The 12,214-nt window shown below is 61.8% G+C and carries 10 protein-coding genes; 5 read left to right on the forward strand and 5 right to left on the reverse strand.

Going from position 1 to position 12,214, the window contains the following annotated elements; genetic code table 11:
• Positions 1-180: 180 nt before the first annotated feature.
• Together GSF27_RS07860 and mrcB are read right to left on the reverse strand one after the other, a co-directional pair.
• Positions 181-639, reverse strand: coding sequence for a tetratricopeptide repeat protein (locus GSF27_RS07860; RefSeq protein ID WP_160967644.1), 459 nt, complete (start codon positions 637-639; stop codon positions 181-183).
• Positions 636-2,945 (reverse strand): penicillin-binding protein 1B, encoded by a 2,310-nt coding sequence (gene mrcB, locus GSF27_RS07865; protein ID WP_160967646.1) that lies wholly within the window; start codon positions 2,943-2,945, stop codon positions 636-638. Before mrcB ends, GSF27_RS07860 begins: the two co-directional genes overlap by 4 nt.
• An 89-nt stretch (positions 2,946-3,034) precedes the next feature.
• Between mrcB and GSF27_RS07870 the strand changes: the two genes are divergently transcribed.
• Positions 3,035-4,036 carry an adenosine kinase gene (locus GSF27_RS07870; protein ID WP_160967648.1) on the forward strand — a complete coding sequence of 334 codons (1,002 nt, stop codon included), beginning with the start codon at positions 3,035-3,037 and terminating at the stop codon, positions 4,034-4,036.
• An 87-nt stretch (positions 4,037-4,123) separates the two neighbouring features.
• A complete protein-coding gene (locus GSF27_RS07875) occupies positions 4,124-5,065 on the forward strand; it encodes a hypothetical protein (protein ID WP_160967650.1) in 942 nt (313 codons plus the stop codon).
• Between the two features lie 81 nt (positions 5,066-5,146).
• On the opposite strand, the gene GSF27_RS07880 is transcribed toward GSF27_RS07875, so the two are convergent.
• The 3 genes from GSF27_RS07880 to GSF27_RS07890 all read right to left on the reverse strand — a co-directional run bounded on the left by GSF27_RS07880 (position 5,147) and on the right by GSF27_RS07890 (position 8,879).
• Positions 5,147-6,199: a DUF2333 family protein gene (locus GSF27_RS07880; RefSeq protein ID WP_160967652.1), complete on the reverse strand. Its 1,053-nt coding sequence runs from the start codon at positions 6,197-6,199 to the stop codon at positions 5,147-5,149.
• A 70-nt stretch (positions 6,200-6,269) separates the two neighbouring features.
• A complete protein-coding gene (locus tag GSF27_RS07885; protein WP_160967654.1) occupies positions 6,270-8,225 on the reverse strand; it encodes an EAL domain-containing protein in 1,956 nt (651 codons plus the stop codon).
• Positions 8,226-8,312: 87 nt separating this feature from the next.
• On the reverse strand, positions 8,313-8,879 hold the full coding sequence (locus GSF27_RS07890) for an N-acetylglucosaminyltransferase (RefSeq protein ID WP_160967656.1): 567 nt from the start codon (positions 8,877-8,879) through the stop codon (positions 8,313-8,315).
• A gap of 281 nt (positions 8,880-9,160) precedes the next feature.
• On the opposite strand from GSF27_RS07890, the gene GSF27_RS07895 reads away from it, so the two are divergent.
• From GSF27_RS07895 to accB, 3 genes are all read left to right on the forward strand, one after another.
• Entirely contained in the window at positions 9,161-10,942 is a 1,782-nt protein-coding gene (locus GSF27_RS07895) for a protein-disulfide reductase DsbD (RefSeq protein ID WP_160967658.1), read from the forward strand.
• A gap of 326 nt (positions 10,943-11,268) precedes the next feature.
• Positions 11,269-11,712 carry a type II 3-dehydroquinate dehydratase gene (aroQ, locus tag GSF27_RS07900; RefSeq protein WP_160967660.1) on the forward strand — a complete coding sequence of 148 codons (444 nt, stop codon included), beginning with the start codon at positions 11,269-11,271 and terminating at the stop codon, positions 11,710-11,712.
• A gap of 41 nt (positions 11,713-11,753) precedes the next feature.
• Positions 11,754-12,212, forward strand: coding sequence for an acetyl-CoA carboxylase biotin carboxyl carrier protein (accB, locus tag GSF27_RS07905; protein WP_160967662.1), 459 nt, complete (start codon positions 11,754-11,756; stop codon positions 12,210-12,212).
• The last annotated feature ends 2 nt before the right edge of the window (positions 12,213-12,214 follow it).

Below are 12,214 nucleotides of genomic sequence, written 5' to 3' on the forward strand. Positions count from 1 at the left end.
CAACGGCGTCAACCTGCCGACAGCACCGCTTATGCCGGGGAGGAGTCCATTCGTTGCAGCCCGAGGGAAACTATATTCGAAAACCGCCCTGTGCCGAGCGGGTAACCGTGGTATGCGGCGTCAATAGTAGCATTGTTGTGATACATGTCACACACGGCCGCCCGGGTGAAATCAGCCACTTCAGGGATTGAGCTGCCGCCAGAGTCCCTGCTCACGACGACAGTCATCGCGGCACAGGCGGGTCGCCTGACGGGCGAAACGACGGGCTTGGGAGAGATTGCCAAGTTCGGCATAGGCCTCACCCAGCAAGCGATAGAAACCACTGAAGCGGCGATCCACCCGCAACCCCTGCTCCGCCACTTCGATCACCTGTTGCCACTCACCGGAGCGGGCCAGCTGGTCCCCGCGCTGCTCCAGTTCCAGCACCAGTTGCGGCGGTGGTTGCACACCGGACTCCCGCCCCGGCTCCGGGGAGGGCGGAACGGTGACAGGCTCCGGCGAGCCCGGCACCTGCTCCTGCGAATAGTCGCCGCCCTCCTGCTCACCCGGCGCGGTTACCGGCGATGGCGGCCGGGTGGACTGGCAACCTGCCAGCAACAACAGGGAGGCGCACAGCAAACCCGGAACTACTCGCTTCAAAACCATTTTTTCATCCAATGCAAAACGGGATTTTCAACATAATCACAGGCCGCACTCTGCAGTGGACGGTTGTTGCCGTCAAACGGAATCAGGCGCGCACCGCGACAATTTTCACCGCTGAGCAAACCGCTGGTCTGGTCCACCCACAGGTATTCGACCTTGTCATCGGCGTAGATATCCAGCCCCCGGGTCGGCCAGTCGCGGAACATCTCCCGCCACACGGTGAGCGCCCCGGAGCTGCCGGTCAGCGGCGTTGCGCCGTTGTCGTCCCGCCCCAGCCATACCACCGCCAGGTGCTGACCGCTGAAGCCGGCAAACCAGCTGTCGCGCTGGTTATCCGTGGTGCCGGTTTTACCCGCCAGCGACAGCTCCGGCGGCAGCACCTGATAGAGGCCGCGCCCGGTGCCCTCCCGCACCACCGCCTGCAGCGCGTACTGCAACAACGCCACACTGTTTTCGTCCACCGACTGGTCCAGCTCGATGGCGTAACGGGAGAGCGGCTCGCCCGTCGCCGTCTCCACCGCACGAATGGCCCGCAACGGCATCACCACGCCGTCGTTGGCAATGCTGTGGTACATGGCGGAGACCTGCAGGGGTGACAACTCTATGGCGCCCAGCAGCATGGCCGGCACCACATCGAATTCCGCCGTCACCCCCAGATTGCGCAGGGTGCGCTCCACCTTGTCCAGGCCCACAGTCATACCGAGGCGGGCGGTGGCTTGATTGTAGGAGCGGGTCAGGGCGTCGATCAGCAGCACCTCACCATGGGACTGATGATCAAAATTCCTGGGCTCCCACAGGGAGCCGCCGGGGCCGGCCACTTTGACCGGACCGTCACTGATCAGCGACGCCAGGTTGTAACCATGCTGCAGTGCCGTGAGGTAGACCGCCGGCTTGGCCAGTGAGCCGATGGGCCGGGTGGCATCCAGGGCGCGGTTAAATCCGGAAAACTTGGTCTGCCGATCGCCCACCAGCGCCAGCACTTCCCCGGTGCCCACGCCGGTGACCACCACCGCACCCTGCATTTGCTGGTCCGGGATTTTGTAACCCCGCTCCAGCCGTTGCAGCTGGCGACTGAGCGCCGCCTCGGCACGGCGCTGGGCGCTGAGAGAGAGGGTGGTAAACACCTTCAGCCCCTCGCTGCTTAACGCCTCCTCGCTGTAGTCACTGAGCAGCTGCCGCCGCACCAGGTCAATGAATGCCGGGTACTCCTGCAGCTTGCGCCGTTCCTCCGCAATAACCCCCAGCGGCGCGCGACGGGCGCGATCTGCTTCGGCCGCAGTAAGCAGTTGCTGCTTCTGCAGCACCGTCAGTACCAGGTTGCGTCGTTCCAGGGCCCGCTGCGGGTTGCGCCAAGGGTTGTAGTAGGAGGCCCCCTTTACCATGCCCACCAGCAGCGCCAGCTGTTCGGTTTTCAGCTGTGTCAGCGGGCGCCCGAAGTAGTGGCGGGCCGCCAGCCCGAAGCCGTGGATCTGCCGCGGACCGCTCTGCCCCAGGTAGACCTCGTTCATGTAGGTTTCGAGGATCTCTGCCTTGCTGTAGTGCAACTCCAGCAGCAGCGACATGGAAGCTTCGGTGAGTTTGCGCGAAAAGGTGCGACGATCGTCAAGGAAGAAGTTTTTCACCAGCTGCTGGGTCAGGGTACTACCCCCCTGCACCACGCGGCCAGAGCGCACATTGACCCAGGCAGCGCGGGCGATGGCGACCGGTGATACGCCCCAATGCTGGACAAAGCTGCGATCCTCCACCGCGATCAACGCCTCTCCCAACAGCGGCGGGATATCCTGCAAGCGGATCAGCTCGCGGTCTTCCTGGCGGGTGGGATAGATGCCGCCGACGATGGCCGGCTCCAGCAGCATCACCGATGCCGATGTCCCCTTAACCACCTGTAATGAGGCCACCCGGTCATTGGCGATCTGCAGCCGCAGGCGCCGCTCGGGGTGCTGGCGCTGGTTGTAAGCAAAGGGGCGGACATAAATATCGAACTCACTGCCTCGCAGCGACCACTGGCCGGGGGAGTAAACCTGGCCCACTTCCCGGTAACCCAGCACCTGCAGTTCAAAACGCAGATCTTCAACACTCACCACCCGCCCCTGGTACAACTCCAGCGGCTGCGCGTAGACCCGTGCCGGCAGCGCCCACTTGCGGCCATCAAATTTGTCCCGCACCTCAAAGTCGAGCCACAACAGCCACAGGGCGACAACCACGGTGGGCAATAGCAGCATAATGGCGAGCCAGCGCCAGAATCGGGAGGGAGTACGGGAGGAGCGTTTACGGCCCCGGGAAGAAGTGCGCTTGCGTGTCATGGCGCAAGTGTACTGACTCGCGCCTTACTGACAAGGCATAATGTCAGCCTTTGCGGTCGGCAACCGCCTGAAACAGCTAAGGAATCACAATGAGTCATTATCACATCTACGGCATCGGCGCCGCACTGGTGGATACCGAGATCGAAGTCAGCGACACGGATCTGCACAACCTCAGTATCGACAAGGGCGTTATGACGCTGGTGGATGAAAGCCGACAGCAGGAGTTGATTGACCACCTCTCCGATCACCTGGTCGCTTCCCGCCGCGCCAGCGGAGGTTCCGCCGCCAACACCATCATTGCCGCCAGCTACTTCGGCGCCAGCGCCTTCTATAGCTGCAAGGTGTCCAACGACGAGAACGGCGACTTCTACCTCAATGACCTGCAGGCGGCCGGTGTCGACTACCACCGCGAACTGCAACGCGAGGCCGGCGTTACCGGCAAGTGCCTCGTCATGATCACTCCGGATGCCGAACGCACCATGAACACCTACCTCGGTATCAGCGAGACGCTGTCGGTCAATGAGCTGCATCCCGAAGCCATCGCCAGCTCCGGCTATGTGTACCTCGAAGGCTACCTGGTGTCATCGGAGACCGGGCGCGCCGCAGCCATTGAAGCCCGCCGCCAGGCCGAAGCCGCCGGGGTCAAAACCGCGCTGAGTCTTTCCGACCCGGCCATGGTGCAGTTTTTCCGCGACGGCTTGCAGGAGATGCTGGGTGACGGTGTGGACCTGCTGTTCTGCAACGAAGGCGAAGCACTGGGCTTCACCGGTTGCAGTGACCTGCAAAGCGCGGCCACCGAGCTGCAAAAGATCGCCCGCACCTACGCCATTACCCTGGGCAGCAAGGGCGCGCTGGTGTTCGATGGTGAACAGCACCACCAGGTCGCCCCGCACGCGGTAACCGCCATCGACAGCAACGGCGCCGGCGATATGTTTGCCGGTGCGTTTCTCTACGGTATCAGTCATGGCCTGGACTTCGCCCGCGCCGGGGCCCTGGCCAGCCGCGCCGCCGCCCAGGTGGTCAGCCAGTTTGGCCCGCGCCTGCGCCCCGAGCAGCACGCCCAACTGCTGCAGGAGTTCAACGCCGGCTGAGCCTGAGCCGCTGCGGCCCGGCGATACACAATAATAATGGCCGGCGCTCCAGGGGAGCGACCGGCACCAATGGACGGTGATTCTCCTATGAGCACAACAGACCCGGATCTGCTGTTTGCGAAGCCCCCTGCACATCCGCACTGGATTGACAGTGCCTGCTTCTATTTGACGGTGCCGGAACTGCACCTGCACGGCATCATCTTTTACTTCTTCCGGCCCAACCTGAACATGCTGACCGGCGGGCCGGTGATCTGGGACAGGTCCGGGCAGACCGTGCTCGACTGCCTGCACTACAACTTCAGCCACAACCAGCCACTGCCGCAGCCGGCGCAGAAGTTTAACTTCGCAGCGGCGAACTCCCTCTGCGTCACCACCCTGGAGCCTCACACCCGCTATGGGCTGAGCTACAACTCCGGCGGCCTGGAGCTGGCACTGCAGTGGCAGGCCACCAGCCCGTTACACGCCGCCCCCCAGCGTGACGCCAACAGTTTTCACGCCGAACAGCCCGGCCGCATGAGCGGCTGGCTCAGCATCGACGGGCGACGTATTGATGTTGATTGCGCCAGCCTGCGGGACCTCTCCTACGGCGTGCGGGATTACGCCAGCATTCACCCCGGTGCCTACTGTTGGGGCTCAACCGGTTCAAGCCTGTTTCAAACCCTCAGCATGGGTACAAGGAGAGAGCAAAAAATTCTCACCGGTTTCCTGCAACAGGATGGTGAGACCGCCAGCCTCACCAAAGGTGTGCGCCGCATCGAAGAGTACGGCCGCTATGGTGCCCGTCGCGTCACCATTGACGCTATTGATGCACTGGGACGCGAACTGCACGTGCAGGGCCAGCTCGACGACGGTCTGCTGTTCAGTGGCAATACCACCCACACCGTGGTCTGGTCCCTCACCCGCTGGGACTGGGATGGGACTGCCTGCTGGGGCGATAACCAGGAGTTCTACCCGGTACCCGTTTTTCGCAGAATGGCACGGGGTGAAGTTGCGCCCGCCGATCTGGCAAGCGCAACCCGGGGTTCGTGATCGCGGCGGAATTCACCTGCGGAATAAACGAAAAAGCCGGGTCTTATCCCGGCTTTTTATCTCTGCCACAGGTTGCCGCCATCAACCCTGGGCCAGCAACTCACGTAAATCGATAATGGCGGCGTTGGCGCGGGAGATGTAGGAGGCCATCACCAGCGAGTGGTTGGCCAGCATGCCAAAACCACCCCCATTGAGGATCATGGGACTGAACACGGTTTGCTGGGTGCCTTCCAATTCGCGAATAATCTGTTGCAGGCTCACGCGGGCATTCTTTTTCTCCAGCACATCGGCAAAGTCCACCTCCACCGCCTTGAGGAAATGCAACAGCGCCCAGGCGCTGCCGCGGGCCTCGTAAAAGACGTTATCGATCTGGCTCCATTCGGTTTTGACTTCCATCTCCACCGGCGCGGGCGTAGAGCGCTGGGCCCGCTCCTCGCCGGCCAGGTCAATATTCAGGCGGCGCTGGCCCACACTGGCACTCAGGCGCTGCGACAGGCTGCCCAGGCGGGTCTCCACCGTTGACAGCCAGTAGCGCAGGTTATCGGCACGGGAAAAGAACTGGGCATTGTGCTGGTCTTCATCCACCAGTCGACCCAGGTAGTTGTGCAGTTCGCGGATACCATCGCGGTACTCCGCCTCGGAGGCCGGCAGTGCCCAGCTCTTGTTGTCGAAGTTAAAGCGGGATTCCGCCCGTGCCAGGGAGCGATCTTCGGTGGACTGGGATTGGGAACGACTGAACGCTTCCCGCAGCGCCTTGGCCATATCGCGACTCTGGATCAACACCCCGTATTCCCAGCTGGGGATATCATCCAGCCACACCCCCGGGGGCATAATATCGTTGGAGAGAAAGCCACCCGGCTTTTCCAGCAGCGTGTCCATCACTTTGATCAGGGTGCCGGTAGTTGCCGCCCCCACCACCAGAGGCCGGCCATTGCTGTCCAGTGCCGCGGTGTCGCGCACGGAAAAGGTTTCCGGCTCACTGCTCCAATAGAAACCCAGCGCCAGGGCAATCAACAGATAGACCAGCAACACAATGCCCAGCAGGCGCATCAACACACCGCTGCCGGCAAAGTCCTCCCGCCAGTCCTCCAACTGATCCCTGTATTTTTGTTTCCAGCCAGAGTGCTTTTCCATGGTTCGTGCCTTAGTAATTCCGGAGTAAGGTGAGCAGAGACATCGTCAGCGTATCACGAAGTGCGGCCACTTATCCCGCCACAGGATTGCCGGCGTAGCGGCCCGGCGCCTGCGGCTCTGTCAGGTAATAGCCCTGCCCGCCATCGATACCAAGATCCAGCAAAGTCTGCCACTCGGCCTCACTTTCGATACCTTCTGCCAGCAAACGAATGCCACAGCTGTGGGCAATCTGACGCAGGGATTTGACGAAAAACTGATGATCCGGGTTGTGGTCAATACCCTGCACAAAAGAGCGGTGAACCTTAAGCGCCTGCAGCGGCAGGCTCTGCAGGCAGGCAAAGGCGCGGGCGCCAACGCCAAAGTGATCCAGTGATAACGACGCGCCGGCCTCCGACAGGCGGCGACCGAACTCCCGCAGCGGCTCGTCGCCCCGGTTGAGGGCGTGTTCCGGCAGCTCGATCACCAGTCGCCGGGCAAACAGTGGATGCTGCAGCAGCCACTGCTGCAGCCACTGGCAGAAGGACTCGTCAGCCACGGCACCGGACGCCAGGTTGACGCACACACGCGGCCCATCGGCCTGCGTGTAATAGTCCGTCAGCAGCTCAATCATCTGCTGGTCAATGGCAGCGGCCAGCCCAAAGCGTTCCGCACGGGGCAGGAACTGTCCGGCACTGAGCAGGGCATCGCCGTCGCGCACCCGACAGAGCACCTCCAACTGCTCGACCGTCTCCCCGTCGCGCTGGTACACCGGCTGCACATGAAACTGGAACAATCTCTGCTCCAGCGCCAGCTGCAGGAATTCATGCCACTCGGCCGCGCTGCGACCACCATGGTGCTCGTGTTCGTACCAGTGCACCCCGCCGTCACCCTGCGCCTGACCGAGCGCACTGTCCGCCTGATCCAGCAAACCGCTGGAGACGGTTACCGAGCGCTCGAATACCGCGCCAATGGTTACCTGCAGATCGTTGCCATTCTGAAACCAGCTGAGACCCTGGATCTGCCGCCAGAGCTCCGCCGTCGCCTGCTCCGCTTCCGGCTGCGACAGCCAGGGTACAAATACACACAGGTCGGTGCCGGAGCGCCGCGCCAGGATCGCCCCCTGCTGGCGGCCAAACTGCACGCCGAGCATATTCGCCAACTGGAAAAGGCATAGATCGCCGGCCTGACGCCCTTCGCGTGTGTTAAGTCCAATCAACCCTTCCACGTGCAAGAGCAATAACAAACCGCTGCTGCCACTGCTGTCGGAATTGACGAAGGCGGTGAAGCGGTTGTCGAAATCCCGGCGGGTGGAGAGCCCGGTAACACTGTCGACACAGGCCTGCTGGTGCAACGACTCGGTCAACTCCAGCTGTTCCTGAAACATCACCTGCAAGCGGCGCACCATGTGATTCATGGCCTGCACCACGCTGCGCAGCTCCCGGGTGCGGGGCAGCCGCTCCTGCAGTGGAAACTCCCGCCGGGTAATGGCGTCGGCCTGTACTTCAAGCCGCTGCAGCGGACGCAGCAACACTCTCAACCCCAACGCCAGCAGGCCGTAACTGGCCAGAGCCGTCAGCAGGAAAAGCCACACCTGACCCACAAACACCCGCCACAGGTCGCGGTAAACCAGTCCGGAATGGGACACTACCGTCAACTCGCCAAGCCGCATCCAGCCGGTCACCACTTCCGCCTTGCCCTGGGCCACCGGCACGGCAAGGAGCTCCACAAACCAGCCGGGAACACCATTGACCTCTGCCGACGCCTTGCGCTCCAGCATCAGCTGGCCGTTATAGCTGCGATACGCCACACGTTGGTAGAAACCGTGGTCAAACACCGCATCGATAACCGACTGCACCTGGGCACGGTCGAGGCCCTGCGCGGCGTGGGAGATGGTGAGCCCCAGGGAGGTGGCAGTATCCTGCGCATGCACCTGCATCTGCTCGGCGAGAAAACTGCGCGCATTGAAGACGGTAACCGTCACATTACCGGCCATTAACACGACGATCAGCAGGGTGATGGCAACGCTCAATTGCCGGTAAAGTGTCATAACGACCCTATCCTTAATGGTTGTGTGAGGGAGCCACTGGCGACCCTCTTGCCCACAATCCCGGCAGTCGCCCCCGGGAATACCGCCTTAATCGATGGGCGGCAGTACGACAATATGTGGCTGCGGACCTACCTTGATATCGCCGCGAATACGGTAACCCTCGGCATAGTTGCGCAGCTGCTGATACACCCAACGTCCTTCGGCATCGTTGCGGGCCACAATCAGCAGGGATTCGTGACTCTCCCGCACCCTCGCCACCAACTCTGCCAGCACCGGCAATTGTTCTGCATCGCGCTGGTTGAGCGCCGTCAGCGCCAGCGGGAACTCCAGCTCTTTAGTGGCCCTGGCCTGCTGCGCGGCAGCCCGCGCGATAGCCACCTGCAACTCCGGCAGCAGTGGGCTGTCCGGATCCACCAGCTCGGCGCTGCGGGCGTACTCCCTGGCGATAGTCAGTTTTGAATGCGCCAGCGCGTCGCGGGCGAGCTGCGCATAGCGAGCGGAAATCTGCTTCAGGCCGCTTTGCGCCTGCTGATTGTCCGGCTGCAGCAACAATACTGCCTGAAAGCGGTCAAAGGCGTTGTTGGCCTCGGGCTGCAGTAACTTGTCCGCTTCCAGAGCCGCCTCTCCCTGCGCCAGCAAACTGCGTACAACCATCTCGCGACGCTCAGCGGCCGTGGGACCGGGTGGCGGTGCGGGCACTGCTGGTTTGGCAACCACCGGTTGGGGTGGTGGAGACTGATGTTGCGCACAAGCACCTAACAAGAGGGCGCTCAACAGCAGGACAGCAAGGAGCGACGGGAAGCGGAAGCAGTTCATGCAGATTACAGGAGCCATTGTTACAATGCCGGCAACTCTGCCCCATATTATGCGACAACGCAATGTCAGACGCCGCTCTTAAAACCGCCGCAGGCACCCCAAAAACGGATAATTCCCGCATGCATGTCAGCCGTACCCTGCTCTTCTGCCTGACCCTGGCCACCCTGCTTTTGACACCTTTCGCGCAAGCCAGCGATGCCTTTCCCGGCAGCAGCTCCTTCTCCTCGGCCAGCAACAGTTCAGCATTGCTGACACCGCAACAGCAGACCTTCCTGCCGGTGCACCAGGCGTATCAGCTGCGGGCCACCTACCTGCCCGGCGAACAGACCTTACTGCAACTGAGCTGGACCATTGCCCCGGATTACTTTCTCTACCAGCACGCCTTCAAGGTGGAGCTGAACGGGACGGCGCTGCCGCTGGAGCTGCCTGCAGGCAAAGCCAAGTATGATGAGTTACTGCAGCGCGATGTGGTGCTCTACCGCGACCTTTTCACGCTGTCGGTGAACTTGCCGGCAGACACCGCCCTGCCAACGGTGCTGCAGGTACACTCCCAGGGCTGCGCTGACGCCGGCCTCTGCTATCCACCCCAGGTGGAGCTGGTCTCCATCGACAGCGCCGGTATCACCAGCATCAGCCTTCCCGCTGGGCCCGCACCAAGCGCACGTCCGGAGCGCAACAGCTCCCTGCCCGGCAATCCACTCTCACTGCTCGGCGCCCTGTTGGCGGCTGTTTTGGGGGGCGCTCTGCTCAACCTTATGCCCTGTGTTTTCCCGGTGCTATCGCTTAAGGCGCTGAGCATTGCCGGCAGCCACCAGTCAGCCCACAGCCTCCACAAGCATGGCTGGAGCTACACCGCTGGTGCTGTCACTACCTTTACCGCCATTGCCGCACTGATGCTGGCGCTGCGCGCCTCCGGCGAAGCCATCGGCTGGGGCTTTCAATTGCAGAATCCGGTCTTTGTCGCCCTGCTGGTCTACCTGTTCCTGCTGATGTCACTGAACCTGCTGGGCTTCTGGCAGGTGGGCCATCGCTTCAGCGGCGCCGGCCAATCCCTCACCGAAGGACACAGCCTGCGCGCCTCCTTTTTCACCGGAGCCCTCGCCACCCTGGTGGCCAGTCCCTGTACCGCTCCCTTTATGGCGGGCGCATTGGGCTACGCCATCACCCAAACCCCCTGGGTCGCACTGGGAGTCTTTGCGGCCCTGGGCTTCGGCATGGCCCTGCCCTACCTGCTGCTCACCTATTCGCCGGCCCTGACCCGACGCCTGCCAAAACCCGGCGCCTGGATGGAAACCCTGCGCCAGCTACTGGCCTTCCCGCTGCTGCTGACAGCCCTATGGCTGCTGTGGGTGGCCGGCCGCCAGACCGGCAGTGACGGCCTCGTGGCCATCCTCTGTGGCGCCCTGGCACTGGGCTTTGCCATCTGGTTGTGGCAACACCAGCCCCGCCGCCGCTGGCAACAGTTCATCGCCATCGCCGCCCTGCTGGCCGCCCTGTGGCCACTGGCCAGCCTTGAAACCACCCCCGTCCAGGCGAGTGAGTCACACGACTGGCAGCCCTACAGCGACCAGCGCCTGCAGGAGCTGCTGCAACAGCGCCAACCGGTGTTTGTGAATCTCACCGCCGACTGGTGCATCACCTGCCTGGCCAATGAGAAGAGCGCCCTGGACACAGAGACCACCGTCGCCGCCTTTCGTGACGCCGGCATCGTGCGCCTGAAGGGCGACTGGACCAACTACAATCCCGAAATCACCGGCCTGCTGGCACAATTTGACCGCAGCGGTGTGCCTCTGTACCTCCTCTACAACGGCGCTCCCGGTAGCCCGCCATTGATTCTGCCGCAGATCCTGCGGGAAAAGACGGTGTTGGAAGCCATCAACCAGGTCGCCCCGTACAATTAGGGCCACGATTGCCGATGATCGCCTCATTTTAGGATTAAAGTCCGACAACTTCGCCAATCCGACGGACAATCGGACGCCATTGGCGTCCAATTTCGTCAAAACAGTCACGGGTGGCTGCTCAATTACTCAACAAAGGTGTCCGATAATCGGCTATCTTGTCGTTAAAATTCATCAACTTCACAAGTTTCTGCGGTACGCTGGACGCACCCGGGATTTTGCGTCACACTCAGTTGCATTCGAGCAAAAAACAGCATTTTCCGCTCCGGAACCCATCCGGACGCGACAAAACAATAACTTTCACTACACGTTTGAGGCTGATAGGGATTATGGCGAGCATACTGGTTTTGCACGGCCCCAACCTGAACCTGCTGGGCACCCGTGAACCGGAAATCTACGGCTCCACCACACTGGCAGACATTGACCTGGCGCTGACCCAGCGCTGCCGCGAGGCTGGCCATCACCTGCAAACCCTGCAGAGTAACGCCGAATACGAACTGATCGACCGCATTCACGACGCCCGCCACGAAGGCATCAACTTCATCATCATCAACCCCGCAGCCTTCACCCACACCAGCGTTGCCATCCGCGATGCCCTGGCCGGTGTCGAGATCCCCTTTATCGAAGTGCACCTCTCCAACGTGCATGCCCGTGAAGCCTTCCGGCAGCACTCCTACTTTTCCGATATCGCCAAAGGCGTGATCTGCGGCTTCGGTGCCCAAAGTTACGATCTGGCACTGACCGCGGCCTTTCATCATCTGTCGTCCAACTGACTTCCTTTCCTAAACCATCAACACAAAACGGTGGAACACTTATGGATATACGCAAAATCAAAAAGCTGATCGAGCTGCTGGAAGAGTCCGATATCAGTGAACTGGAGATCAAAGAGGGTGAGGAATCTGTACGCATCAGCCGTGGCGGGCACCAGGTAAGCGCCGCGCCCTATTACCCCCCAATGGCAGCACCGGCACCCCAGGCAGCAGCGCCTGCAGCCGCTGCCCCCGCCGGAGAGGAGAAGAAAGAAGCTCCCAAGACCTCCGGCCACGTCATCAAATCCCCGATGGTGGGCACTTACTACGCGGCTCCCAGCCCCGGCTCTCCTGCCTTTGTGGCCGTGGGGCAACACGTCAAGGCTGGCGACGTGATCTGCATTGTTGAAGCCATGAAGATGATGAACCAGATCGAAGCCGACAAAGCCGGCGTGGTAGAAGCGATTCTGGTGGAAGACGGCGATCCGGTTGAGTTTGACCAGCCCCTGATCACCATCGTTTAAGG

The sequence above is a fragment of the Pseudomaricurvus sp. HS19 genome (genome assembly GCF_009857815.1).
In the GTDB taxonomy this organism is placed as follows: domain Bacteria; phylum Pseudomonadota; class Gammaproteobacteria; order Pseudomonadales; family Cellvibrionaceae; genus Pseudomaricurvus.

Bases quoted from the DNA above. Each gene is read 5' to 3' on its own strand.
- mrcB (WP_160967646.1), bottom strand. From the start codon at position 2,945: ATGACACGCAAGCGCACTTCTTCCCGGGGCCGTAAACGCTCCTCCCGT.
- GSF27_RS07870 (WP_160967648.1), top strand. From the start codon at position 3,035: ATGAGTCATTATCACATCTACGGCATCGGCGCCGCACTGGTGGATACC.
- GSF27_RS07875 (WP_160967650.1), top strand. From the start codon at position 4,124: ATGAGCACAACAGACCCGGATCTGCTGTTTGCGAAGCCCCCTGCACAT.
- GSF27_RS07880 (WP_160967652.1), bottom strand. From the start codon at position 6,199: ATGGAAAAGCACTCTGGCTGGAAACAAAAATACAGGGATCAGTTGGAG.
- GSF27_RS07885 (WP_160967654.1), bottom strand. From the start codon at position 8,225: ATGACACTTTACCGGCAATTGAGCGTTGCCATCACCCTGCTGATCGTC.
- GSF27_RS07890 (WP_160967656.1), bottom strand. From the start codon at position 8,879: ATGGTTGTACGCAGTTTGCTGGCGCAGGGAGAGGCGGCTCTGGAAGCG.
- GSF27_RS07895 (WP_160967658.1), top strand. From the start codon at position 9,161: ATGCATGTCAGCCGTACCCTGCTCTTCTGCCTGACCCTGGCCACCCTG.
- aroQ (WP_160967660.1), top strand. From the start codon at position 11,269: ATGGCGAGCATACTGGTTTTGCACGGCCCCAACCTGAACCTGCTGGGC.
- accB (WP_160967662.1), top strand. From the start codon at position 11,754: ATGGATATACGCAAAATCAAAAAGCTGATCGAGCTGCTGGAAGAGTCC.